The sequence below is a fragment of the Sinorhizobium fredii NGR234 genome, assembly GCF_000018545.1.
GTDB classification, from domain to species: domain Bacteria; phylum Pseudomonadota; class Alphaproteobacteria; order Rhizobiales; family Rhizobiaceae; genus Sinorhizobium; species Sinorhizobium fredii_A.
On sequence record NC_012587.1, the window covers coordinates 3,625,001 to 3,649,826 of the forward strand.

The 24,826-nt window shown below is 62.7% G+C and carries 16 protein-coding genes, 1 tRNA gene, 2 rRNA genes and 1 pseudogene (1 of these 20 only partly in view); 14 read left to right on the forward strand and 6 right to left on the reverse strand.

All coding sequences use genetic code 11. From position 1 onward, the window contains the following. From NGR_RS28235 to NGR_RS28245, 3 genes are all read left to right on the forward strand, one after another. Positions 1-1,330, forward strand: a 23S ribosomal RNA gene (locus NGR_RS28235) (it extends 1,469 nt beyond the left edge of the window). A gap of 243 nt (positions 1,331-1,573) precedes the next feature. After that, positions 1,574-1,688 (forward strand): 5S ribosomal RNA (rrf, locus tag NGR_RS28240). 316 nt (positions 1,689-2,004) lie between these two features. Then, positions 2,005-2,081, forward strand: a tRNA-Met gene (locus NGR_RS28245). Between the two features lie 339 nt (positions 2,082-2,420). Here NGR_RS28245 and NGR_RS28250 read toward each other — a convergent pair. From NGR_RS28250 to NGR_RS28270, 5 genes and pseudogenes are all read right to left on the reverse strand, one after another. Further along, positions 2,421-4,253: a PHA/PHB synthase family protein gene (locus tag NGR_RS28250; RefSeq protein WP_012709900.1), complete on the reverse strand. Its 1,833-nt coding sequence runs from the start codon at positions 4,251-4,253 to the stop codon at positions 2,421-2,423. A gap of 276 nt (positions 4,254-4,529) precedes the next feature. Next, entirely contained in the window at positions 4,530-5,345 is an 816-nt protein-coding gene (locus tag NGR_RS28255) for a class I SAM-dependent methyltransferase (RefSeq protein ID WP_164924692.1), read from the reverse strand. A gap of 328 nt (positions 5,346-5,673) precedes the next feature. Next, a pseudogene (locus NGR_RS28260) lies at positions 5,674-5,834 on the reverse strand (LysR family transcriptional regulator); the annotation flags it as partial. A 387-nt stretch (positions 5,835-6,221) separates the two neighbouring features. Then, the gene (locus NGR_RS28265; RefSeq protein WP_012709902.1) at positions 6,222-7,985 is read right to left on the reverse strand and encodes a lysozyme; all 1,764 of its coding nucleotides are present in this window, start codon (positions 7,983-7,985) and stop codon (positions 6,222-6,224) included. A 54-nt stretch (positions 7,986-8,039) separates the two neighbouring features. Further along, positions 8,040-10,181 carry a hypothetical protein gene (locus NGR_RS28270; protein ID WP_012709903.1) on the reverse strand — a complete coding sequence of 714 codons (2,142 nt, stop codon included), beginning with the start codon at positions 10,179-10,181 and terminating at the stop codon, positions 8,040-8,042. Between the two features lie 344 nt (positions 10,182-10,525). Here NGR_RS28270 and NGR_RS28275 point away from each other — a divergent pair, with 344 nt between their 5' ends. From NGR_RS28275 to NGR_RS28325, 11 genes are all read left to right on the forward strand, one after another. After that, complete coding sequence (locus tag NGR_RS28275) at positions 10,526-11,719, forward strand: ABC transporter substrate-binding protein (protein WP_012709904.1); 1,194 nt, start codon at positions 10,526-10,528, stop codon at positions 11,717-11,719. A gap of 21 nt (positions 11,720-11,740) precedes the next feature. Continuing rightward, a complete protein-coding gene (locus NGR_RS28280) occupies positions 11,741-12,613 on the forward strand; it encodes a branched-chain amino acid ABC transporter permease (protein ID WP_012709905.1) in 873 nt (290 codons plus the stop codon). 41 nt (positions 12,614-12,654) lie between these two features. After that, entirely contained in the window at positions 12,655-13,641 is a 987-nt protein-coding gene (locus tag NGR_RS28285) for a branched-chain amino acid ABC transporter permease (protein WP_012709906.1), read from the forward strand. Continuing rightward, positions 13,638-14,408, forward strand: coding sequence for an ABC transporter ATP-binding protein (locus NGR_RS28290; protein WP_012709907.1), 771 nt, complete (start codon positions 13,638-13,640; stop codon positions 14,406-14,408). Before NGR_RS28285 ends, NGR_RS28290 begins: the two co-directional genes overlap by 4 nt. Further along, positions 14,398-15,141 carry a branched-chain amino acid ABC transporter ATP-binding protein gene (locus NGR_RS28295; protein ID WP_012709908.1) on the forward strand — a complete coding sequence of 248 codons (744 nt, stop codon included), beginning with the start codon at positions 14,398-14,400 and terminating at the stop codon, positions 15,139-15,141. Before NGR_RS28290 ends, NGR_RS28295 begins: the two co-directional genes overlap by 11 nt. A 92-nt stretch (positions 15,142-15,233) precedes the next feature. Beyond that, positions 15,234-16,442 carry an aspartate transaminase gene (locus NGR_RS28300; RefSeq protein ID WP_164924542.1) on the forward strand — a complete coding sequence of 403 codons (1,209 nt, stop codon included), beginning with the start codon at positions 15,234-15,236 and terminating at the stop codon, positions 16,440-16,442. Between the two features lie 306 nt (positions 16,443-16,748). Next, a complete protein-coding gene (gene nac / locus NGR_RS28305; RefSeq protein ID WP_012709910.1) occupies positions 16,749-17,687 on the forward strand; it encodes a nitrogen assimilation transcriptional regulator NAC in 939 nt (312 codons plus the stop codon). Between the two features lie 274 nt (positions 17,688-17,961). Next, positions 17,962-20,025, forward strand: coding sequence for a hydantoinase/oxoprolinase family protein (locus NGR_RS28310; protein ID WP_012709911.1), 2,064 nt, complete (start codon positions 17,962-17,964; stop codon positions 20,023-20,025). A gap of 10 nt (positions 20,026-20,035) precedes the next feature. Then, positions 20,036-21,712 (forward strand): hydantoinase B/oxoprolinase family protein, encoded by a 1,677-nt coding sequence (locus NGR_RS28315; protein ID WP_012709912.1) that lies wholly within the window; start codon positions 20,036-20,038, stop codon positions 21,710-21,712. A gap of 9 nt (positions 21,713-21,721) precedes the next feature. Further along, positions 21,722-22,528, forward strand: coding sequence for an SDR family oxidoreductase (locus tag NGR_RS28320; RefSeq protein WP_012709913.1), 807 nt, complete (start codon positions 21,722-21,724; stop codon positions 22,526-22,528). A gap of 10 nt (positions 22,529-22,538) precedes the next feature. Further along, on the forward strand, positions 22,539-23,240 hold the full coding sequence (locus NGR_RS28325) for an HpcH/HpaI aldolase family protein (RefSeq protein WP_012709914.1): 702 nt from the start codon (positions 22,539-22,541) through the stop codon (positions 23,238-23,240). 18 nt (positions 23,241-23,258) lie between these two features. Here the strand turns inward: NGR_RS28325 and NGR_RS28330 are convergent, their stop codons facing one another. After that, positions 23,259-24,821, reverse strand: coding sequence for an adenylate/guanylate cyclase domain-containing protein (locus NGR_RS28330; protein ID WP_012709915.1), 1,563 nt, complete (start codon positions 24,819-24,821; stop codon positions 23,259-23,261). Between the last annotated feature and the right edge of the window lie 5 nt (positions 24,822-24,826).

Below are 24,826 nucleotides of genomic sequence, written 5' to 3' on the forward strand. Positions count from 1 at the left end.
ACTTGTCTGGACTTATTGGATTGTCCAGGCTCGGACGCGGTCCCGGGAAATAGCTCCACCGTATAGACCGTACCCGAAACCGACACAGGTGGTCAGGTAGAGTATACCAAGGCGCTTGAGAGAACTGCGTTGAAGGAACTCGGCAAATTGCACGCGTAACTTCGGAAGAAGCGTGACCCCATGATGGGCAACCATTGTGGGGTGGCACAGACCAGGGGGTAGCGACTGTTTATCAAAAACACAGGGCTCTGCGAAGTCGCAAGACGACGTATAGGGTCTGACGCCTGCCCGGTGCTGGAAGGTTAAGAGGAGGGGTGCAAGCTCTGAATCGAAGCCCCAGTAAACGGCGGCCGTAACTATAACGGTCCTAAGGTAGCGAAATTCCTTGTCGGGTAAGTTCCGACCTGCACGAATGGCGTAACGACTTCCCCGCTGTCTCCAACGCAGACTCAGTGAAATTGAATTCCCCGTGAAGATGCGGGGTTCCTGCGGTCAGACGGAAAGACCCCGTGCACCTTTACTATAGCTTTACACTGGCATTCGTGTCGGCATGTGTAGGATAGGTGGTAGGCTTTGAAGCGGGGACGCCAGTTCTCGTGGAGCCATCCTTGAAATACCACCCTTATCGTCATGGATGTCTAACCGCGGTCCGTCATCCGGATCCGGGACAGTGTATGGTGGGTAGTTTGACTGGGGCGGTCGCCTCCGAAAGAGTAACGGAGGCGCGCGATGGTGGGCTCAGAGCGGTCGGAAATCGCTCGTCGAGTGCAATGGCATAAGCCCGCCTGACTGCGAGACTGACAAGTCGAGCAGAGACGAAAGTCGGTCATAGTGATCCGGTGGTCCCGCGTGGAAGGGCCATCGCTCAACGGATAAAAGGTACGCCGGGGATAACAGGCTGATGACCCCCAAGAGTCCATATCGACGGGGTTGTTTGGCACCTCGATGTCGGCTCATCGCATCCTGGGGCTGGAGCAGGTCCCAAGGGTTTGGCTGTTCGCCAATTAAAGCGGTACGTGAGCTGGGTTCAGAACGTCGTGAGACAGTTCGGTCCCTATCTGCCGTGGGTGTAGGAATATTGACAGGATCTGTCCCTAGTACGAGAGGACCGGGATGGACATATCTCTGGTGGACCTGTTGTCCTGCCAAGGGCATAGCAGGGTAGCTATATATGGAATGGATAACCGCTGAAGGCATCTAAGCGGGAAACCAACCTGAAAACGAGTATTCCCTCGAGAACCGTGGAAGACGACCACGTTGATAGGCCGGGTGTGGAAGTGCGGCAACGCATGAAGCTTACCGGTACTAATCGTTCGATCGGCTTGATCGTTCCCATTGCTTATGCTCATCATAGATGAGCATCATTCTTCTGTCCTCACGCGCCAAAGGCGCTGCGGACGGCGCGCCAGACGACTGGCGGCTCGGCTCTGCCGGCTGCTGGAGTTGTCCGGATAAGACGCATGACGTGTTCAAAAACGAAGTGAAAGCGATAAACCGCAGGCGGTTTACGCGGACTTCACCAGCTTCTCATTCAGTTTGCGCCCTCCGGGCGCAAAAGCTTGCGCTTTGCCGACCTGGTGGTTCTGGCGGGGTGGCTGCACCCGTTCCCATTCCGAACACGGCCGTGAAACGCCCCAGCGCCGATGGTACTTCGTCTTAAGACGCGGGAGAGTAGGTCGCTGCCAGGTCTGCAAAGCGCAAGAAAAAACACTCATAAGATCATCTTCTCGACACACGCTCGGCCCAAGCCGAACACCGGGCCGCTGACCAAGCGGCCTTTTGCTTGGCCGGACCGCAAACAGAAACAAACGAGATTTTGCTGCGCAAAACTCGGACCGGACAAACGAGACAAATCCGCACGGATTTGCTCGCACGATACGAGACAAATTGCCAAGGCAATTTGCTCGGGTAACGCGGGCTGGAGCAGCCCCGCCGGACCACAGGCCAAAGGCCGAGGACCGGCATACAAGGAACCACCGGGCTGCCGCCCGGTTCAAGAGGTAACGCGGGGTGGAGCAGCCCGGTAGCTCGTCAGGCTCATAACCTGAAGGCCGCAGGTTCAAATCCTGCCCCCGCAACCAAATCCAAAAACAACTGGCCCGCTCGGATCACCCCGGCGGGCCTTTTGCTTTTCCGCTTCCCGCCGCGTCTCCAGCCCCGCTCTCGGCCATCGATTGCGGCGCAAGGTCATGCTTGCGGACCCCCCGCATCGTCGCGCTTCCCCTTCCTGATCTTCTCCATCCCGGCGGCGATCTCGGCGCTGGCGATGCTGGTGTTCGCGATAAGCAACGCGCGCCGCGCCGTCGCCGTGCAGCTTGCCGCGGCTTAGAAGCAAACCTTTGATGCTTCGATGCTTCGAAGATCGCATAGTGTATGTCGGGAACAGTGGACGGTAGACGTTTAAGACGATGGAAATAGCTTTACCGCTGATGCACATAAGTGCCAGGCGCATCATCGATCGGGGGATAGCCTCTTTCGGGAGCGCCGATGACCGGCGGTGTCACCCGTTTCGGCGCGGAATGGCCGGCGAGCCACTCGACCCAGTCCGGCCACCATGAGCCGTCCTTGGATGTGGCTGCCGCAACCCATTCGTCCGCGCTGACGCTGGAATCGCTCTCACGTGTCAATGCGATGCGAAAACCTCTGCCGGGATGGTCTGGCTCGGAGACGATGCCGGCATTGTGGCCGCCGCTTGTCAGCACAAAAGTGACGTCGGTGTCGGTGAGATAATGGATCTTGTAGACGGAATGCCACGGTGCGACATGATCTCGCTCAGTCCCGACGACGAACATGGGAACGCGGATGTTCTGGAGGTGAGCCGGGCGACCGTCAACGATGAAACGGCCTGCGGCAAGTTCGTTGTCGAGATAGAGGCGCTGCAGATATTCCGCATGCATCCTGTAGGGCATGTGCGTCGGGTCCGCGTTCCACGCCATGAGATCGGTCATCGGGGTGCGCTTGCCGATCAGGTAGTCGTGGACGAGGCGCGACCACACGAGATCGTTGGTGCGCAGCAGTTGAAATGCCCCCGCCATCTGATCGGCGGAAAGACAGCCACTATGCCACATCAGGCTGTCGAGAAAATGCAGCTGGCTGTGATCGATGAACAGCGCCAGTTCGCCAGGTTCGGAGAAGTCCGTCTGGGCGGCAAACAGCGTAACCGAAGCCAAGCGCTGGTCCTCGGTGCGTGCCATCGCGGCCGCCGCAATCGCTAGAAGCGTCCCTCCCAGACAGTAGCCGGTTGCGTGGATCTTGCGTTCAGGGACGATCGCGCTGACGGCATCAAGCGCGGCCAGGATTCCCAATCGCCGGTAATCGTCGAGCGTGAGGTCGCGGTCCTTCGCGCTCGGATTGCGCCAGGAAATGCAGAAGACGGTGTGGCCCTGCGCCACGAGATAGCGGATCAGGGAATTGTGCGGTGAAAGGTCGAGGATGTAGTATTTCATGATCCAGGCCGGCACGATCAGGATCGGCTCGGCGAGGACCTCCTCCGTCGCCGGTGCATACTGGATCAACTCGATCAGGTGATTGCGATAGACGACCTTTCCAGGCGTGGCCGCAGTATCGTGTCCGACGCGGAACGCTTCTGTCCCGACCGGGCGTTGCTTCGTGGCCAGCCGACCGACGTCTTCAAGCCAGTTGCGGAACCCCTGCGTGAAGTTCGCCCCGCCCGTCTCCATCGCCTTGTGTATTACTTCCGGGTTGGCGAAAGGAATATTGGACGGCGAGAATACGTCCAGCCACTGGCGCGCGGTGAAGGAGACGACGTCCTCGTGGTGCGGTGTCATGCCGGGGACGTTGCGCGTCACATTGTGCCACCACTGCTGGCCCAGCAAGAAGGCCTGCGCCCAGACTGTGTAAGGTTGCTTCTGCCAGCCCTCCGCGCGAAACCGGTTATCTCCCGGCAGCGCCTCAATGCAGGGCGGCGCGTCCGGACGGGTGGCGGCCGCAGCCATGTAGGTCAGCAGGAGGCCCCAATTCTGCGCTGCCATATGGGCAAGTTCCATGCGCTTGCCCGGCGCTGATGCGAGGTGGATCGACCAGTCGAAAAAGGCGAGCGTCAATGCGGCCGGTGAGAGACCGCCGGTCGCCGTTGCACTCAGAGCCTCACGCATCCGATCGATCGCCCGGAATGCTTCGCCGTCCGCGCCGTCGTTTTCGCATGGCAGCGCCGATTGAGCCGCTATCGCTCTGGCCGACCCTGCTTGCCTCGCGCGGTCTGCAGCCAAAACTGGTCGATCACCCGTCTTCATCGCGAAACTCCGTTCAGCCTTGCCGCCACAGTCGTTGATGCGAATGCCCGCTCGCCGACGGGGAATGGCGAAGTGTCCTCGATCGGAGCAGCAGACGGAAGTTACCATTTATGATGGTGCGCTGCTTCTCAGGTCTGTGCAAGTAAGGCCTTTCGGCATTCCCTTAAGTAGCCTTCGAAGGCCGGGTTCGGTTGCCCTGCACATCGCCTTCCGCAAAGCGCTCCTCTCCCGAAACTCGTCCGTATTCGGGAGGCGCGCTGGAATGGTGCGGACCTCTCAGAAGCGATATCGAACCAGGCGCCCCATCCGATAGGGAGTTAGGATGGTGCTAAAGAGCTGCAGTGCGATCTGGGCGGGCGGTGACATCCGCGCCACCTGTCCGATGTCCCAATCCGAACGATCCTCGATGAGCGTTAGCCTCGGTACCTGCCGTTCTATCTCCGCCGGGTCGTCGAGTGCCCAATGGAGAGAGGCACCGGTGGCGCGGATGGCCGGATTGTAGCGCAGCAGTCGGATTGCGAAACTGCTATAGGCGTCGAAGGCTATCTCGCCCGAGGGAAAATGGCCGGCGATCCGTCGCAGAACCTGTAAAACCTGGTATTCCTTCAGATAAGGTAGAACGCCCTCGGCGACGATCATCGCCGGCCTGTCGGCGGGAAGTTCCGCAATCCAACCACTGTCGACGATCGATCCGGCAATCATCGCGCAGCCCGCGCGGTCGGGGTAGATCTGCTGACGCAAGGCGATGACATCGGGAAAATCCACTTCGAACCAGCGAATTCCCGGCCCGGGATCTATCCGGAAGATACGACTGTCGAGACCACAGCCGAGATGGACAACAGTCGCCTTCGGGCAGCGCTGAAGGAATGCCTCGGTCCAGCGATCAAGCGTATAGGCGCGCAGCGCAATGCCGATGGTCATGTCGTGACCAACCTTAAGATGCCAACTGTCCTGATCGATACGGTGCAATGCATCTGCGGCGAAGCGATCGCGAAGCAGCGAATCCGGCATGGCGCTTTCGGCTGCCTTGGCTTGGAGCGTGATCAGCAGGGTTTCCCTTGCGCCGGTGAGGCGGATTTGCTCCGGTTGCATGATACCTCCAAGGTGCCCAGCATCTGGAGGGTACTCCCTCTGCCGCAGGAGCAGCAACGATCTTGATATCCTCGGCACCCATCATCGAGGGCCGCGCGCCGAGGTGAAACGTCGAATCTGTCTCGGCAGCTACGCTTCGGTTCGGAGCCGGTTACCGCTGCCACCGCGGCATCAAGAAGATCGACGAGGCCCCCCACGGCAGGCTGCATGCCGGGCCAGAACCACGACGCGCCAAGATCGAACCCGTCACCCGACGGTTCACCGCTGGCGCCGACAGACAGAATTCGGCCCGCTCAGGCGGTCGCGGGGCTCGAGAAGCTTAAAGCCTAAAAAGCGGCAGACCCAGCCATCCTTCGAGTCCACGGACCATCTGCCCTACCGCAGCGGCGGTCACATTGAGTTCTTCGGCCGCGCCAGAAAAGCTTCCGTGGGTGCACTCGCTTCGAAGGCACGCAGGGCGTTGAGATAGACCGGTGATTTCCTGTTCAAGGCAGCTTTCTCTTACGGGAAGCGAGGTGGGTGGAGTGCTGCGACACTAAATGAGATCCCGCTTCTCGTCATGCAGCAGATTGGATCAGCAGAGCATGAGATAGGTATGTCCGAAGCGCTCTTTCCACGCCGGAATGGACGCAACGCGGCCCTTGATTAGCGTCAACTTCTGCACGCGCTGCGTTAACGTGACAAAATTTCGCACGGCCGACGACGCTCCCGTCATCAAGGAGAGCCGGCGCCGCACGCGTACCACATGGGCTGCGTGCGGCTGTTTGAAGTGCACCAGAGGTGCCCAAGGATCGCGGTGGCGTCGGGAGTGTTGGCGGGTTGCGCGCCGCGCGTCCAATCGGACGCGCTAAGGCCGCTGTAGCATTTTTGAATGCTCTAATGAATCAGGGATTGGCTGCCAGCCGGAGCGACAAGTCCGCTCCTCAGGGCCTGGACCCACTTCTCGACTTTGCCCATCGTCCCCCAGCCCGCCACGGCAGCAAAGATCGGGAACGCAGCGGTTACAAGGTCGCGGCCCAGACCGCCGCCGGGCTGCGTCGCCGTGGTGCTCACGTTTGCCACGCCATCGATCAGCGTGCCGGCGACGGCCGTTATCGGTGCCAATTGCGGGAAGAATATCGGCAGGACTGTTGTGGCGAGCATCCCGACAACGCCGATCGCGGTCTTTCGACCGTCGAGAGCATGGCCGATCGTCTTGCCGAGCGCACCGTTGACCGGCGTCAGTTGGGGGTCGCTGGTCGAGACGAGTGGGTCCGGTTTCTTGCCATTCAGAATTTCGCCATTGAGTATGATCGGATCGGCGGTGAGCACGCGCAGGATGTCCTGCAACCAGACCATGTCGGTCTGATTCGGCGTCGTGCGCCCGCGCAACATTGCTGCGAGCGTCAGAATCTGTTGCAGCACCTGTGCGGGGTTGACCTCGGCCGGCGTAGGCGCGGGCTGCGATATGGCGGGCACGGTCGTTTCCTCCTGTGGAACATCGTCTTGGTCGACGAGCAAGTAATAGAAGCTCTCCTGGCCATGCTTCTTCAGCAGGCCGTCCACCAGCGTCTTGAATTCATTCCATTGGTGCGGCGGAACGGTCTGGCAGCCGAGGCTCGAGGTCGACGTGATGCCGCCGCGGTGAAGATTGATCCAGAAGCGGCCGCCAGGCGAATCCGTATCCTCACCGGTCTCGTCGCGGATGACGGTGCAGTTGCTGTCCTGGCGAAAGGCGGGATAGGGGCCGTTCTTGCGTGAAAATCCGTGTGGGCCTGGACGATACCGGATCGCCTGGTGCGACTTCAATTTGGCGATGCCGCGGGCGAACCGGCCGGGATCGGTATTGCCGTTGAAGTTATGGACGCCGTCAGGCTCGAGGACGAAGATGGCATCATCATAGACGCCGCGGTCGTTGGCCCCCTCCTTGCCCATTGTGTTGAGGTAATAGCCACGCACGGCCACGACCGCCACCGCATCGTCGCGACCGTCCTCGGGAATGAGGTCGTGGAACTTCTGGAACACGGCTTTTGTGACGCCGATGGTCTGATTGGGGCGGTGGAGCGGCAGAAGCTGCGAGATCGGATTTGCGAGCAGCTCTTCGGTGGACTGCTCGTCCTCCGAACTCACCGCGCCGCTAAGGAGCGCCTCGATCTGGTCGGCAGTGAAAATCTCCTCCGGGCCGCTCTTGCTCTCGAGAACGCGGATTTTCGGATTGCCATAGTCGCCTTTCGAGAACATCGCCGTCTCGCGCTCGCGGCGGGCGACCAGGCCCTCGAGGACCTTGCCCTTGCTCTTGTTCCAGCGGGCGAACTCGGCTGCAGCGCCGGCCGCGTCTCCGGCGTTCAGCTTCCGCGTCAAGGTGGCACTCGATACTGCGCCGGTGTTGAAGTGCCAGGAGACGAGCGCATCGAACTGGTGCTGCGAGAGCACGGCTCTCACTGCTGCCTGGACCTGGCTCTCAGTCTTGGCGAGGTCGTTGCGGTAGATATTGATGGCCTCGGTGAGCGAGATCGTCGCGCCGGCGCGGGGAGCCGGCGGGCCGGCAGCCGCGGTGTGGCCGGCGCCGATCGTCATGGTGCCGGTGCCGTCGTTGTAAGCCGCGAGCACGATCGCCTCTTCGGCAAGCATTGCGCAAATGCCGCGTAGACTTGTTTTCACGTCAGCCTCCCATTCCCCAGATGACCCCTTCGAAGCGCATCAACAACGACGCCTCTACCGTTGGACCATGCTTTCCGCCATGACCTGCTCCGGCAAGAAAATCCCGTCTTTGCTGACCCGCGCCATGATCTTGGGATTCAGAACGTCTCCGGCGCCTGGAAAGACCACCTCGAGCGTGGTGTCTCCATCCAGATCGTCGACAAGTATCGGGGTCGTCCGAAGCAGTTCGAGACGTTTCAGCTTTCGCTTCAGGATCTCCTGGGGCTGCAAAGACTTGCCATTGTCGTTTTCGGTTACGCTCGCAATGAGCTCGACCGCAGGGATCTTCGGACCGGCGAAAGGGCTTTCGGAGCAGCGCCCATCGGTGCCGATCTTCAGCGTCGCCAAGGCCAGTCCGTAGCCTCCGTCCTCCTCCTTCGCGGCAACGAGGCGCGACAAGAGGACGACGGCTTCGTCCGATCCGACGGAAACCACAATTGGCGGTCTGGCGAGCCAGGTGCCTTCTAGCTTCGGTCGGCACGCATCGGTGTTCGCCTTGATCAAGGGCGCCTCGCCCGTGTCGTCGTCCCGCAGCCCAGGCAAGCGCCATTGGCGGATTTGCACGCGGCCTACGCCCGTGTCGTCCGACTTGCGGATCGCCACCAGCGACTGACGCTCGCCCGTCCGACCCAAAGCGAACACGGGTTCGTCAATTTCCTCTATGTCGGCCAGCCATAACGAACCGCGCGACCGGCCGGTATCGTTCTTGGGCCTCGCGGTCTTGCGGGCGATGCCGATGCGCCGCAGAAAGGCCTTCGTTTCATAATCCTTGTCCCGCCGCGCCCAGGTGATCAGCGGATCGCGTTCCAGTGGCGACTGGAAGACCAGTGGCGCAGCCACGTAGTTGCGATAGAAGCCGTCCTCGTCCTGTTTCTGTCCCGGCTTTTCATTCGCAAGCTGGTCCGCCACCCGCAGGGCCTCCTGCGGCTGGTGCTTGCGGCGCAGCGCCGTGCTGATGAGAATGTCGCGAAAACAGGAAGCTTTCGCCCCACTTCCGTCGCAGCTGTTCGTCTGCAGCGCCATCAAGTGAAGCGTATCGGGTGCCGGCTGCGTGCCGTGGGCCGGAACGACCTGGGAGAAACCGCCATCGTCGGTCTCCGCCTTGCCCACTTCGACGATCGCGATGGTATTGCGCGCCGCGCATGGATCGTGGTCACCAAGCATTTCTTCCGTCATGCCGGCGCGGTAGAGGCAGTTCCAGTCCTCGTTGGTCGCCCGCCTCGCAGCAATCGCCAGGATGCGCCCTCCCGTTTGGTTGAGGCCGCGTCGCTGCCACCATACGAACCAGTCTTCCTTCTTGCCCTTGTGCGTCGTGGCGACGACAACGGGAGCATTGACGATGTAGGACGGGTCGCCCGGCAGCTTCACGTGGAGTTTAAGCGCCCCAAACCTGGTTCCTTTACCCATAGTCGCTTTCGAAACGAACATGCCGGAAGGTCGCATCGCAAACTTGTAAAGCGCCTTCGATCCCGGGAGCGTGCCCTCCGCGTCCGGGGCATCCGCAATCCGATAGACGGCGTAGGAAAGGGATCGAACGGGATAGGGATCGAACTCGAAATAAGTCGACGCTCTGCCATCAAGTCCTGCCTTGTTTTCGAGGCCCTGCGACAGGGCATCTACAGTGGGGTTCAGCGACCGGAATGAATCGCTGCCGCCGGCGCGGACGCCGAGGGTGACGAGCCTGGCATCACGGATGCATTTGCTTTGCTTGGCCTCCATGTCGGCGCCCGGTTCCCGACGCTCGATGAAGTAGCAAAGTCGAAACGCGTGCTCCTGCAGCAGGAAGTCGCAATCGGCTTGGGTATAGCCGTAGGTGGCCGCGCCATGTCTGTAGCAATAGTCGTGCGTCGCGCAGGCCTGCCGCATCTGGAGACCAATGGCCTCGCGCCCTTCTTCCTGCGGAAAGGCGAGGTCGGCCAAGAGCTTGGGCAGGCTGCAGCTCAGCCCTTCGCCCCGTCCGCCGATGATCTGGATGTCCGCGGAGGAAAAGGGGATCTGCCCGGAGGTGGGTGGTATCGCTTCGGTCGGCATCGCGGCGTTCGCCAGCACCTTGTCCGCCAGCAGGCGACCGAAAAAATCCATGCGTATGAAGATGGCCACAACGGCGAGGCAGACCAGAAATCCGATGGTAGCCATGAGCATAGAGACTTGGCGCATGACCGTACCTCCTCCATCGTTCTACCTACCATGACGTCGCCTCCTGCGCTGTTTCATTAGGAACAACTGAAACGCGTGCCGCACTCGGCCAAGCGACGGACATTTTGGGGGGTAAGGGGCGCAGGTCAGCTTTGGCGTGCCGTGCCGGCATTAGCGTGTCGGGTGCCTCGCTATAAATAAACGCTATAGCGGCAGAATGGAGTTGTGTTGGCCAGCGGCACTTTCGTGAACCTACTGTGACGGGGCCGGCAGATAAGCTGGCGCAACAAGAACCGCGGAAAGCGGTCAGAAGCACGCTAAGGCACAGGCCCCGGCGATCGCATCCAAGAACATGGAGTGGGAACATGAAACACACGTTGAGCCGCAGGGCACTTTGCATATCTACCGCCATCCTCTCGCTGGCCGTGACTGTCCCCGGACTGTCGGGTCTGGCGTTCGCAGCCGATGGCACCATCAAGCTCGGTATAGTCGCGCCGATGAGCGGCCCGAACGCCCGTTACGGCGCCTTCTCGATGCGCGGCGCCGAACTCGCCGTGAAGGAAATCAACGACGCGGGCGGCGTCGACGGGCAGAAGATCGAGCTTTATTCGGCCGACAGCCAGGGCACGCCGGTCGAAGGCGTATCCGCCACCCGCCGGCTGATCGACGAGGACGAAGTCGACTACGTCATCGGCGACGTTTCAAGCTCGGTCACGCTCGCCATGCAGCCGGTCGCCGAAGACGCCGAAGTTCTTCTGCTGAATGCCGCGTCTTCCAATCCGAAGATCACCTATGCCGCCGGCGTCGGCGGCTTCAAGTGGACCTACCGCAACTATCCGACCGACGAGAACCGCGCCTTCGTGGTGGCGAAGTATGCTGCCGAACAGCGCGGCTTCACCAAGTTCGCCGTCCTCTCCGTCGATAGCGACTATGGCCGGTCGGCGATCGAGTTCACCAAGAAATACCTGCCCGAGTTCAAGGGCGAAATCCTCACCGAGGACTACTACAAGGAAGGCGAAGTCGACTTCCGCAGCGTGCTCGCGAAGATCCGCGATTCCGGTGCGCAGGCGATTCTCATGTACGGTTTGGCGGACACCACGCCGATCGTTGCGCGCCAGATGGTCGAACTCGGTCTCGCTGGCAAAGTGACATTGGTCGGCAATGGCGAATTCAACACCGAGAAGACCATCAAGTCGGCTCCGACGGCGCTCGAAGGAGCGGTCGAGGCGGCGGCATGGCTGCCGGCCTGGGATTCCCCGGAGAGCAAGGCATTCGTGGAGAAATTCACCACGACCTATGACGAAGCGCCGAACAACCATGCCTATGTGCACTGGGACACGGTCCGCCTGCTCGCGCAGGCGATCCACGAGGCCGGCGGCAATGACCGCGAAAAGGTCCGCGAGGCGCTGTCGAAGATCAAGTACAAGAGCCCGGTCGGCGAGGTCACCTTCGATGATCACAACCAGGCCCGCCTGCCGATGATCCTGCTGCAGATCGAAAACGGCAAGCCGGCCATCAAAGGCGCCTATACTGCGGAAATCCAGTATCCCGCGCAGTAAAGATTGAAAGGGGACGCGACCATGTTCTCGACCGTCATCGAGCAGATCGTCAACGGCATCGTGACGGGCTCCGTCTACGCCATCGTCGCCGTCGGAATGACGATGATCTTCGGCGTGCTCAGGGCCATCAATTTCGCCCACGGCGAATACTACATGCTGGGCACCTTCGGGGCATGGTTCGCCGTGGACTATCTCGGCCTCTCCTACGAGGCGTCGATCATCGTCGGCGTGCTGTCGACGATCATCGTTGCCTATGTCGTCGGAAGGCTTGTCATGCAGCGCATGGTCGGCGCCCCGGCGGAGGCCGGGGTGCTCGCCACGCTCGGCATCGCCCTCGTCCTGCAGAACACCGTCATCCTGGTCTTCGGGGGCGGATACAAGTTCTTCTCCGGCGGCTACATCGAACCCCTGTCGGTCCTTGGCTTCAGTCTGGCCGCGCAGCGGATCCTCATCCTCGTCGTCTGTCTGCTCGTCTTCATCGGCCTCGAGCTCATGGTGACCTACAGCCGCATGGGGAAATCGATGCGGGCCGTGTCGCAGAACGTCGAGTGCTGCGAAGTTGTCGGCATCGACGTGCCGAAGGTGGTGCTGCATACCTTCATCCTTGGTGCCGCACTGGCCGCGCTGTCGGGTGTGCTGACCGCTCCCGTGAATGTCAGCGTCTATGGCGGCATGGGTGAGCTCATCACCTTCAAGACGCTGCCGATCATCATCATGGGTGGTCTCGGCAACGTCCGCGGCACGTTCTTCGCGGCAATGATCCTCGGCATCGCCGAGAGCCTGGTGGCGACCTATGTCGGGCTTCAGTTCCGCGACACGGTCGGCTTCGCCACGCTCATCCTGATGCTGATGTGGCGTCCCTACGGGCTCTTCTCGACGCAGGCGCGCTTTTAAGCGCGCCCCATGCCGAACGTTACTCGAATTGAGGACTCGACATGTCTCTCGCTGATACCGCACAGCAGATACGCCGCCGCGATCTTCGCCTTCCGCTTGCTGCGATCCTCGTGGTCGTCGCGCTTGCCGCACCATTCATCGGCAGCCGCTACGTCACCCATTCGCTGATCATCGCCTTGATCTTCATGCTGCCCGCCCACGGCCTGAACCTGCTGGTCGGCTACACCGGGCTCCTGTCGCTGGCGCAAGCCGCATTCTTCGGGATCGGCGCCTACGCCGCCGGCCTCCTTGCGGTGCATTACGGAACGCCTTTCTACGTCAATGCCGCAGCCGCCGGGCTGCTGGCCGGCGCCTGCGCGCTGCCGCTCGGCATACCGGCGCTGCGGCTGCGCGCAACCTCCTTCGTCATGTGTACGCTGGGTTTCGTGATCATCGGCCAGGCGATCGCCAAGAACTGGATTTCCGTGACCCGCGGCGACATGGGGCTTTCGGCCATCCCGAAGCCGCACTTCGCCCTCGGTCCGCTGTCCTTCACCGTCTCCGGAACCACGAGCTTCTACTACATGGCGCTTGCCATCGGCGCGCTGGCGACCCTGGCAGTGTGGATGATCGTCCGCTCGCCGGCCGGCCGCAACATGATCGCCATCCGCGAAAACGAGACGCTGGCGGAATCGCTCGGGGTCCCGACCTGGCGCTACAAGCTGCTCGTCTTCATCATCAGCGCGGCATTCGCCGGGGTCGGCGGCAGCCTTTACGCCCATTACCTCACCGTCGTCAGCCCGCTGACATTCCAGATGTATTATTCGACGACGATGCTGATCATCGTGCTCGGTGGCGGCGCCGGAACCATCTCGGGCGTCGTGTTCGGCAGCCTGCTCTTCGTCGGGCTGACCGAAGCGCTCCGGATCACGCCGGAACTGCGCATGATCGCCTACGGGCTCTGCCTGCTCGTGCTGGTCTTCTGGTTCAAGAAGGGCTTCGCTCCCGTCCTCAACCGCTTCTGGGACATGATCGGAGGTGCGAAATGACCGGTCTTCCCATCCTCGAGATCAACAAAATCAGCAAGTCCTACGGCGCGGTCAAGGCGGTCAGCGAGGTGAGCCTCCATGTCGATCGCGGCGAGATCGCCGGTCTCATCGGCCCAAATGGTTCCGGCAAGTCGACCTTCTTCGACTGCAGCACCGGTCTGCAGAGACCGGACGCCGGAACGGTGAAGCTCGATGGCCAGGACATCACCGGCTGGTCGCTGAACCGCATTGCGCGCGAAGGCCGCATGCTTCGGTCGTTCCAGAAGACGGTGGTGTTCAAGGCCCTCGACGTCGAGGAAAACCTCGTCATTGCCGGACAGATGTTCACCTTTCCATCGCTTTTCTCGACCTTCGGCATCGGCCGCCTGTCGAAGAAGCGCATATCCGGCCTGCGCGACCGGGCCCGCGAGCTCATCAAGATGGCGGGCCTGTGGGACGTGCGCCACCAACCGGCCGGCAATCTCTCCGGCGGCCAGCAGAAGCTGATCCAGTTCGCCTCGATGCTGATGCCGGAACCGAAGATCATCCTGCTCGACGAGCCGATGGCCGGGATCAACCCGAAGATCATCGAGCGGGTCATCGAAACGATCCTCTATGCCAACAAGTCGCTCGGCGTCAGCTTCCTGGTGATCGAGCACAATATCGACGTCGTGACCAGCATCTGCCAGCGGGTGGTCGTCCTCGACCAGGGCAAGAAACTCGTCGAAGGGCTGCCGCATGATATCATCGCGGACGAGCGTGTCAGGGAGGCCTATCTTGGTGGCTAATTCCGATCTTTCAATCAAGGACCTGCGCGCCGGCTACGGCACGCTGGACATTCTCAACGGCATCGATCTCGACGTGCCGGCGGGCCAGTTCGTCGCACTGATGGGGCCGAACGGGGCCGGCAAGTCGACGCTCCTGAAGACGCTCTACGGCATGACCACCATAAAGGGCGGCAGCATTGACTGGCAGGGCAAGAACATCGCCGGCTGCAAGTCGCGGGCAATCCTCGGCGAGGGGATCTCCTTCGTGCCGCAGGGACGCTGCAACTTCCCGGTCATGACCGTCGACGAAAACCTGCAGATGGCCGCCTATACGATCCGCGACAGCAAGGTGAAGGCGGACCGGGACTATGTCTACGACCTCTTCCCGATCCTGAAGACCCGCCGTTCGACCCTTGCCGGAAACATGTCCGGCGGCGAGCAACAGCTTCTCGAGGTCGCCATGGCGGTGCTTCAGCGGCCAAAGGTGCTGCTGGTCGACGAGCCATCGGTTGGCCTCTCGCCGGCCGCCATTCATGTCGTGTTCGACGAGCTGCTCCGGCTTCACGCGGCGGGTCAGACCATCCTGCTTGTCGAACAGAACACCAAGAAGGCCATGGAGGTCGCCGAACGTGCGGTGATCCTGCGCCTCGGCAAGGTCATCTGGGACGGCTTGCCGAAGGACATCACCCATGAGGAACTCGGCGAGCTGTTCCTGACCGGCAAGATGCGCGGCGAGACCGACGCGGTGCACTAGATCAGGGCGGGATGCGGGCCGGGCGCACGCTTCCCCATCCCGCTCCAGAGCCAGATTGCAGCAGATCACAGTCCAATATTGAGGAAAATCCGATGAGCACTTTCGTGCCCGCGTCTCGCGTCTCCAGGATCAAGGTGTCGCCGAGCACGGCGGCCGCAGCCCGGGCCCGCGAATTGAAGGCGGCCGGCCGCGACATCGTCGACATGACCGTCGGCGAGCCGGACTTCGACACGCCCGACAACGTCAAGGCGGCCGCCCACGCGGCGATCGACCGGGGCGAGACGAAATATACGCCGGTGAACGGCACGCCGGCGTTGCGCAAGGCCATCATCGGCGATTTCGAACGCCGCCTCGGTCTCAGCTACGCCGACAACGAGATTTGCGTCGGCGGCGGCGCCAAGCAGATCCTCTTCCTGGCACTGATGGCGAGCGTCGAGTACGACGCGGAGGTGATCATCCCGGCGCCCTATTGGGTCTCCTATCCGGACATGGTCATCGCCAATGACGGCAAGCCCGTCATCGTTCAATGCCCGCAGGAGCAGGGCTTCAAGCTGACCCCCGAGGCCCTTGAGGCCGCCATCACACCGAAGACGCTTTGGCTCGTCCTCAACGCGCCTTCAAATCCGACCGGCGCGGCCTATAGCCGGGCCGAACTCGAAGCGCTTGGCCAAGTGTTGCTCAGGCACCCGCAGGTCTTCGTACTTTCCGACGATATCTACGACCAGGTCTGGTTCCGCGATGAGCCGATGACGACGCTCGTCGCTGCGGTGCCGGAGCTGAAAGGTCGCGTGCTGCTTACCAACGGCGTCTCGAAGTCCTACGCGATGACCGGATGGCGCATCGGCTACGGGGCCGGCCCGGCGCCGCTGGTTGCGGCGATCAACAAGCTGCAGTCGCAGATGTCGTCCTGCCCGTCGTCGGTGAGCCAGGCTGCGGCTGCGCATGCGCTGTCGTCGGATCAATCCTTCGTCGCCGAAAGCGTGAAGGTCTACAAGGAGCGCCGCGACTATGCATGCGCGCGCCTCAATGCGGTGCCGGGTCTCTCCTGCCTGGTGCCGGACGGTGCCTTCTACCTGTTTCCGAACTGCGCCGGCGTGATGGGCAGGAAAACGCCCGAAGGCAAGACGATCGAGACGGACCTCGATTTCATCCTTTACCTGCTGGACGGCGTCGGGGTTGCGGCGCTGCAAGGAAGCGCCTACGGGCTTTCGCCCTATTTCCGTTTGTCCATCGCGACGTCGATGGAGGCGATCACCGAAGCATGTGACCGCATCGAGCGGGCGGTGGCTGCTCTCAAGTAGCGCCGGTGGGGGGGCTATGGCAGGGCGGATTCGGAAGTGCTGAACTTTCGGGGTGCGCCGGGCTCTGCCCCTCACCCTAGCCCTCTCCCCGCAAGCGGGGAGAGGGGACGCCGCTGGCGTATTTGGCTGCTGTTACTGCAAGATCGAGAACGTCACCGCGGGTCCCCTTCGCCCCGCTTGCGGGGAGAAGGTGCCGGCAGGCGGATGAGGGGCGCTTCCTGTTTGCCGAATTTGGTACCCCAGGGAGGTACTTGCTTCCCTCCGGCCACAGGCCTTACGTTTCCATGAAACAAGAAGCCGGTGGCCATGAGTGTCGATTTCAGAAAACTGAAAAGCTTCGTCAAGATCGTCGACACGGGCAGCGTTTCGCGGGCGGCGGGCATCCTGCGGACGGCGCAGCCGGCGCTGTCGCAGCAGATCGCCTCCCTTGAGGCGCACTTCAAGCACAAGCTCCTCATCCGCAGCAATGTCGGCATAGCGCCGACCGAGGCGGGACTGATCCTCTACCGCCACGCGCAACTGATGCTGAAACAGATCGAGCAGGCGCAGATCGACATCGACCAGGCCGCCAAGTCGGTGGCCGGCCGCGTCTCCATAGGCCTGGCGACCTATTCCTCGTCCAGCGCCCTGTCGCTGCCGATCCTGAAGGAGATGAAGGCGCGGCATCCCCATATCGTCGTCCACATCAACGATAGTTTCGGCCATATCCTCAGCGAGCTGATCATGACCGGGAAGATGGACATGGCGCTGATCTATGCCGCCAACCCCATCAAGGGTGTGACCCTGCAGCCGCTGTTCCGCGAGGAAATGTTTCTCGTCTCGCCACCCGGTATCGAACTGCCTGGCGAGAGCAACACGCCCCTTCCTCTCTCGGAGCTCCAGGAGATACCGTTGCTGCTTCCGAGCAAGGCACATTTGCTCCGACGTCTGATCGACGACGCCCTGGCAAGGGCAAGGGCGACGCCGGAGGTCGTCTCGGAAATCGAATCCGTTCCCGCCCTCAGCGCGGCGGTCCTCGAGGGGCTTGGTTCGACCATTCTCCCGGCCTCGGTGGTCACCGAGACGGCGAGCTTTTCCGGGGCGCAGGTGAGGGCACTGACGAAGCCTGTCATCGACGCGACCGTCTCGCTCTGCGTGGCCGATCATCTTCCGCTCTCGGAGCCTGCCATTGCTGCGCGCTCGGTACTCCTGGACGTCGTCGGCAAGCTCATGAGCAGCGAACATCCGGGAATCCGGCCCGCCTAGTGCATGTCGCCCAAAAGTGTGCAGCGGTTTTGGGATGACGACATGCACAAGAAAAAACCTGCAGCGCGCCGCGTGAGTACGTTTGAACGCGACGCGGCGGCTGCCACCAAAGCGTTCCCATAGCGGCCATAAGCAAACCCTATAGCGGCAGACTGTAGTTGTGTTGGCCAATGCGCCAACCGTTCCCCTAACCTTTGAAGCAGACATCGGGTCCGAAGCATCGGATCCGCCCACAACGGCGCTTCCCGCGCCGAACAGTCGCTTCGAGGGAAACATGGCAAAACTGGCTTTCGACACGGGCGGTACCTTCACGGACTTCGCTCTCCTGGACGACAACGGCGATCTCCACCTGCACAAGGTGCTGAGCACGCCGAAGAACCCGGCCGAGGCGGTGGTACAGGGCGTCTGCGAGCTCCTGGAAGAGTTCGCCGGCTCGATCGCCATCGAGAACCTGCAGGTGCTCGGCGCAACGACGGTGGTCACCAACGCGGTGCTCGAACGCAAGGGTGTCGAGACCGGCTTCGTCACGACGGACGGCTTCCAGGACATGCTGCGCATCCGCAACGAGGGCCGTTACGATCTCTACGACCTGAACATCAAATATCCCGATCCGCTGGTGACGCGCGCCAACAGTTTCGGCGCCGCCGAGCGCATCGCCGCCGACGGCTCGGTGATTGCCGAGCTCAAGGAAGAGACGGTGCGCGAGATCGCCGGACGCCTGAAGGAGAAGGGCATCCGCTCCGTCGCCGTCTGCCTGCTGCACGCCTACAAATACCCAGAGCACGAACAGCGCGTTGCCGCGCTGCTGCGCGAAGAGGACCCGGATATTTTCGTATCCCTCTCCTCGGAGGTCTGCCCGGAGGTCCGCGAGTTCGATCGCGCCTCGACGACGGTCGTCAACGCCTATACAAGGCCACAGATGGCCGGCCACGTCGCCCATTTGCAGCGTGAATTCGCCAAGGAGGGCATCGACCGCCAGGTTCTCTGGATGACCTCGTCGGGCGGTCTGGTCCCGAGCCGGCGCGCCGCCGAGCTTCCGGTCCGGCTGATCGAGTCCGGCCCGGCCGCCGGCGCCGTTGCCGCCGCCGAGTTCGGCCGCATCGCCGGCGAGGGCAGCGTGCTGTCCTTCGACATGGGCGGCACGACCGCCAAGCTCTGCCTGATCCCGAACGGCGAGCCGACCGTCGGCACCGACCTCGAGGTCGCCCACTATCAGCGCTTCCGCAAGGGCTCCGGCTTCCCGCTCAAGATCCAGTCGATCCAGATGATCGAGATCGGTGCCGGCGGCGGTTCCATCGCCGCGAAGAACCCGCTCGGCCTCCTCGACGTCGGCCCGCGCTCGGCTGGCGCGCTTCCGGGCCCGGCGGCCTACCAGCGCGGCGGCACCGAGCCGACCGTCACCGACGCCGATATCCTGCTCGGCTATATGGGCACCGAGTCCTTCGTTGGCGGCACGTTCAAGGTCTCCAGGGATGCCGCCCTCGATGCCATGGCGAAACTGGCAAGTTCCCTAGGCGTCAGCGTCGACCGCTGCGCCTGGGGCATCCACGATCTCGTCAATGAATCGATGAGCAAGGCGGCCGCGATGCATGCGACGGACCTCGGCGTTGACCCCCGATCGCTGCCGATGGTCGCCTTCGGCGGCGCGGGCCCGGTCCATGCCTATGGCATCGCCCGCAAGCTCTGCATCAAGCGCATCATCTGCCCGACCGGCGCCGGCGTGACCTCGGCAATCGGCCTGCTGATCGCCCCGGTCGCGGTCGACCTATCGGCCAGCCATCCGATGGCGGTCGACGCCTGGGACATGGACGCGATGAACCAGCTCCTCGCCGACCTCGCAGCCCAGGGCGCCGAAGTCGTCGCCGCGGCCGGTGTCGCGAAGGAGACCATCACCAACCGCTATACCGTCGATATGCGCTATGTCGGCCAGGGCCACGAGATCACCGTGGCGCTTCCGGACCGCAGTCTCCCCAAGGAGGATTTCCTGAAGCAGCTTCTTGCGAACTTCTCGAAGCTCTACCGCGAGCTGTTCGGCCGAACCGTGGCTGCGTCCGTCGAGGTCATCACCTGGCGGTTGAGGGCAAGCGGCGAGAAGGATCAGGTGACGCGGCCGCATGAGGCGGAAGTCGCCGATGCGAGGAAGGGGAGCCGCCAGGTCTATTTCCAGGAAATCGGCAGCTTCATGGAGACGCCGGTCTACGACCACTACAAGCTTCCCGTCCGGCAAGAGATCAAGGGCCCGGCGATTGTCGAACAACGGGAATCGACCGCGGTCGTCGGCCCGAGCGGCATGTTCCACGCCGACGCGAGCGGCAACCTCGTGATCAACATTCAGTAAGGACACCACGATGTCGAAGCCCGCTATCGATTTCCACGATCCGATCAATCTGCAAGTGATGTGGAACCGGCTGATCTTCATCGCCGACCAGGCAGACAACGTCCTCGGCAAGACGGCCTTCTCGCCGATCGTCCGCGAGAACCATGATTATGTGACGGTTCTTCTGGACAGCCGCGGCCGGGCCCTTGCCCAGTGCACCTGGTCGATCCCGGTGTTCATCACCTCGCTGCCGGCCGCCGCGCAGAAATACTTCCTGCCGAAGTTCCCGGCCGAGAGGCTGCAGGAGGGCGATGTTCTCGCGACCAACGATCCGGAGATCGGCACGGGCCACCTTCCGGACGTGACGATGATCACGCCGATCTTCAAGAACGGCAAGGTGGTGGCCTATGCCGGCTCCATCGCCCACCTGCCGGACATCGGCGGCGCGCCGCTGCACTCCGAGGCAAGCGACATCTTCGAGGAAGGCATCCGCTTTCCGATCGTCAAGCTGATGAAGGCCGGCGTTCCCAACCAGGACGTCTTCGACATCATCGCCGCTTCCGTGCGCCTGCCGACCGAGGTGCAGGGCGATCTGGAATCGATGATCGCCGCCAACAACGTCATGGGCCGCGAATTGCTGAAATTCCTTGACGAGTACGGTCTCGACGAGATCGACGGGTTGGCAGACGCCATCCATTCACGCTCGGAGGCGCAGACCCGCAAGGCGATCCGCGAATGGCCAAACGGCACCTACAGCGCCGAGGTTCTCCTCGACGGCTATGACGAGGACGTCAAGCTGAAGGCGAGCGTGGTCGTCAAGGACGACGCCATTCACGTCGACTATGCCGGCACCTCCGACCAGGTGCTGCATTCGATCAACTGCCGCACGAACTATCGCTATGCGCACTCGGTCTATGCGTTGAAGTGCCTGCTCGATCCGGAAACGCCGAACAATGAAGGCTGCATCGTACCGATCACCGACGAAGCGCCGCTCGGCAGCATCCTCAATCCGCAGCCCTGGACGGCGGGCAATTCCCGCAACCTCATCGGCCACGTCATCCCGTCGCTGATCTTCAAGGCGCTGGAAGGGGTCGTTCCGGAGAAGGTGATGGGCGACAGCGGCGGCGCGCCGATCTGGGCCGCCAATTGCGTCGGCCAACGTGACGACGGCTCGCAATATGGTTCGGTCCAGAATTTCCATGGCGGACAGGGTGCGCGCGCCGAATTCGACGGTCTGGACACATTGAGCTTCCCGTCGAACTGCAAGGTCACGGCGATCGAAATGTTCGAGATCGCCGTGCCGGCGCTCACCGAGCGCAAGGAACTGATCGCCGACTCCGGCGGGGCCGGCAAACACCGCGGTGGCCTCGGCCAGCGGGTCGTGCTTCGCAATCTCGGCAAGGCGCCGATGAGCATCTACATGGCTTCAGAGCGCGTCCGCCACCCCTGCTTCGGCGTGGTCGAAGGGCAGAGCGGCAGCGCCGGCAAGGTCAGCAGGGAAGGCAAGCCGCAGTTTCCGAAGGGCAAGGTCGTCCTCAAGACCGGCGAGCGGCTGGAGGTCGAGACGCCCGGCGGCGGCGGCTGGGGCCGTGCAGCCGAGCGCTCTCGAGAACTCATCGAGCAGGATATTGCCGAGGGTTTGATCACTCCGAAGGCCGCCAAGGCGATTTACGGCTACAATGGCCGATCGGCCGTGGCCGCGGAGTAGGAGAGGCAAATGGGTCGCATCGACGGGAAGATCGCGCTGGTAACGGGGGCGGGGACGGGCATCGGCCGTGAGGCCGCGCTGCTCCTCGCCGAAGAAGGCGCTTGTGTGATCCTGACCGGGCGCCGCCTGGGGCCACTTCAGGAGGTGGCGGATCAAATCGAGAAGAAAGGCGGCAGGGCCGTCGCCCGCCCGCTCGACATCGAATCCCGCGAGGCGATCTTCGCCGCGGTGAAATGGGCGAAGGACGAAATCGGGGCGGTCGACATCCTCGTCAACAATGCCGGCAGCGCCAGCAAGGTGCTGAACGCGCGGTTCATCAGCGAGGAGGAGTGGAATTCCACGGTGAACGTCAACCTGACCGCGGTCTTCAATCTGACGCAGGCCGTGCTGCCGGACATGATCGCCAGGGGCGAGGGGACGGTGATCACCGTGTCATCCCTCGCAGCGCTCAACCCGAACCTGCTTGGCGGCGCGGCCTATGGCGCGGCGAAGGCGGCCGTGAAGAACTTCATGACCTTCCTGCACAACACCTACCGCAACCAGGGCATCCGCGCCACGACGATCCTGCCCGGCGAGACCAACACCCCGATCATGGAGAACCGCGCCCGGCCGCCGCTCGCGGAAGAGCGCGCCGTCATGCTCGACCCGCATGATGTCGCAAGAGCGATCGCCCTCTGCGCGACCCTGCAGAAGGGCGCCGTGATCCCCGAACTGCACATCTGCCCGACCTTCATGCGAGACACCTCGGCCGACATCGAGACGGCGCGCTGGGTGGGTGCGCCGGCGGATACGCCGGACCTGCCGAAGAACAAATAGGAGGAGCACCATGAACGGCGCGAAACTGCGCGCCCGGCTTCGGGCCGGCGAACCCATAACCATGTTCACGCCGCACCACGCATCGTCCGGCCTTGCGGCGCGCCTGGTGGAGCTCGGAGCCGACTCGATCTTCGTCGATTGCGAGCACGGCACCTGGAGCTTCGAGGACGTCCGGATGACGTCGCAGATCGTCCGCTCCGTCGGCGGGGCGGCGATCGTCCGGCCGCATTCGCACGAGCGACCGGTCCTGATCCGCTATCTGAACGCGGGTGCCGACGGTCTGATGGTGCCGATGGTCGATACGGCCGAACAGGCGCGCGCCATCGTCGATGCCGTTCGCTACGCACTGCCTGCCGACCACGAGAAGCGGTTGCTCGTCAGCATGGTCGAGACGCTGGAGGCGATCGACAATCTCGACGGGATGCTCGCCGTGGATGGCATCGACGTCTTCTTCATCGGCCCCGGCGACCTGTCGCAGAACATGGGCTATCCCCCGGCTCCGCGGTTCGGCGAACCTCGCCCGGCCGAAGTCATGGAGAAGGTCGCCTATGCCGTCGAGAAGATCCGCAGCGCCGGCAAGATCGCCGGTACGCTGGTGACCGCCGAGGAACTGCCGCACTGGCTCGATAGGGGCGTCCAGTTCTTCTACATCCATTCGGATCCGTTCCTGCGGCGCGGCCTCGCCGGCATTCAGACGGCGCTCGGCCGCTGAAGCTTCGAGGGCGCCGTACTATCGTACGAGATAGGTCTCGGTCCGGCCGATGCCCTTCAGGTCGAGGGCGCAACGCGGCTCCAGCGTCCATCGGCCGCGCAGGGCGCGCCGGGTCGCTTCCGATATCTGCACGCAGTCCGGCACGCCTTGGGATTCGAGGCGGCTCGCAATGTTCACCGTCTCTCCCCACACGTCGTAGACGAAACGAAGCCGGCCGATCAGCCCGGCGACGACCGGTCCCGAATGGATGCCGATCCGGACCCGGAAGCGCTCGCCGTCGGGGGCCGCGTCCCGCAACGATTCCAGCATCGATTTTGCGAGAGCGACGATCCGGTCGGCGTGGTCCGCCGAAGGCTCCGGGATGCCGCAGGCGGCCATATAGGCATCGCCGATGGTCTTGATCTTCTCGACGCGGTGCTGCTCGGTCAGGAGATCGAATTTGCTGAACATCCTGTCCAGCCGCCTGACCAGGTCCGATGGCGGCAGCCTTGCCGCGATGGGCGAGAAGCCGACGATATCGGCAAACAGAATGGACACCTCGTCGAAGCGGTCGGCGATGATCTCCTCGCCGCCCTGCAGCCGGGCAACGATCTGGTCCGGCAGGATGGCGTGGATGAGGGAATCGGCGCGCCGCTTCTCCGTTTCGATCCGTTCGAGATAGCGGTGCTCGCGGTCGAGCCAGCGTTTCTTTTCGAGGGTGGAGTTGATGCGCGCCCGAAGCAGGATGGGATTGAACGGCTTCGTCAGATAGTCGTCGGCCCCTGCCTCGATGCAGCGGGCCACCGCGGCCACTTCGTTCAGGCCCGATATCATGATCACCGGCACGTGCCGCCAGCGGTCTTCCGCCTTCAGCCGCGACAGGACCTCGATGCCGTTCATGTCCGGCATCAGGATATCGAGCAGCAAGAGGTCGAATTCCTGCTCCGTCAGTCTCGCCAGCGCCGACAGGCCGGAATCGGCGGTGACGACGCGATGGCCCTCGCGTCGAAGGCGGCGGGAGAGCAGGTCGCGATTGCTGGCGACGTCATCGACGACGAGAATCCGGCCGCCCTGATCCGGCCAGGCGTCTTGCTCCGTCCTGAACAGGAGCCGTTCAAGCTCGGCGGCGTCGAGCCCGGCCTGGTCCCGCGGTTGAAGCGCCTCGATGGCGCTTCCGTGCGAAAGACCGGCGATGGCCTCGACCTGCTTCAAAAGCTCGGCCGCCGCTGCCAGGATCACACCAAGATCCTCCTTCAGCGTGTGCGGCTGCAGTTCTGCGGCCTCTTCGAGGATCATCTCGGAATAGCCGATGATGGCGTTGAGCGGCGTGCGCAGATCGTGCCGCAACCGTGCATCCGCCTCGGCTGCGTCTTCGGCGGGACAGTTCGCCTTGTCGTCGATCAGGCGATCGATGAAACCGTTCAATTGGGTCGCTGCAGCGCCGATCCGCTCGAGGTCGGCCAGCATATGCGTCAGACCGAGATCTCGCGCCTGTTCGAGCAACAGTTCCTGAAAGCCCAGGATCGCCTGTGCGGGGCCGGCCATCCGCTGTGCCACATGGGTGGCAAGGGCCTGACGCTGGAATTCGTTTCCGACACTCATTTCAA

Excerpts from the sequence above, each read along its gene's own strand:
- NGR_RS28250 (WP_012709900.1), bottom strand. The coding sequence starts at position 4,253 with ATGAAGACGGGTGATCGACCAGTTTTGGCTGCAGACCGCGCGAGGCAA.
- NGR_RS28315 (WP_012709912.1), top strand. The coding sequence starts at position 20,036 with ATGTCGAAGCCCGCTATCGATTTCCACGATCCGATCAATCTGCAAGTG.
- NGR_RS28270 (WP_012709903.1), bottom strand. The coding sequence starts at position 10,181 with ATGCGCCAAGTCTCTATGCTCATGGCTACCATCGGATTTCTGGTCTGC.
- nac (WP_012709910.1), top strand. The coding sequence starts at position 16,749 with ATGAGTGTCGATTTCAGAAAACTGAAAAGCTTCGTCAAGATCGTCGAC.
- NGR_RS28320 (WP_012709913.1), top strand. The coding sequence starts at position 21,722 with ATGGGTCGCATCGACGGGAAGATCGCGCTGGTAACGGGGGCGGGGACG.
- NGR_RS28285 (WP_012709906.1), top strand. The coding sequence starts at position 12,655 with ATGTCTCTCGCTGATACCGCACAGCAGATACGCCGCCGCGATCTTCGC.
- NGR_RS28325 (WP_012709914.1), top strand. The coding sequence starts at position 22,539 with ATGAACGGCGCGAAACTGCGCGCCCGGCTTCGGGCCGGCGAACCCATA.
- NGR_RS28300 (WP_164924542.1), top strand. The coding sequence starts at position 15,234 with ATGAGCACTTTCGTGCCCGCGTCTCGCGTCTCCAGGATCAAGGTGTCG.
- NGR_RS28255 (WP_164924692.1), bottom strand. The coding sequence starts at position 5,345 with ATGCAACCGGAGCAAATCCGCCTCACCGGCGCAAGGGAAACCCTGCTG.
- NGR_RS28280 (WP_012709905.1), top strand. The coding sequence starts at position 11,741 with ATGTTCTCGACCGTCATCGAGCAGATCGTCAACGGCATCGTGACGGGC.
- NGR_RS28330 (WP_012709915.1), bottom strand. The coding sequence starts at position 24,821 with ATGAGTGTCGGAAACGAATTCCAGCGTCAGGCCCTTGCCACCCATGTG.
- NGR_RS28275 (WP_012709904.1), top strand. The coding sequence starts at position 10,526 with ATGAAACACACGTTGAGCCGCAGGGCACTTTGCATATCTACCGCCATC.
- NGR_RS28310 (WP_012709911.1), top strand. The coding sequence starts at position 17,962 with ATGGCAAAACTGGCTTTCGACACGGGCGGTACCTTCACGGACTTCGCT.
- NGR_RS28290 (WP_012709907.1), top strand. The coding sequence starts at position 13,638 with ATGACCGGTCTTCCCATCCTCGAGATCAACAAAATCAGCAAGTCCTAC.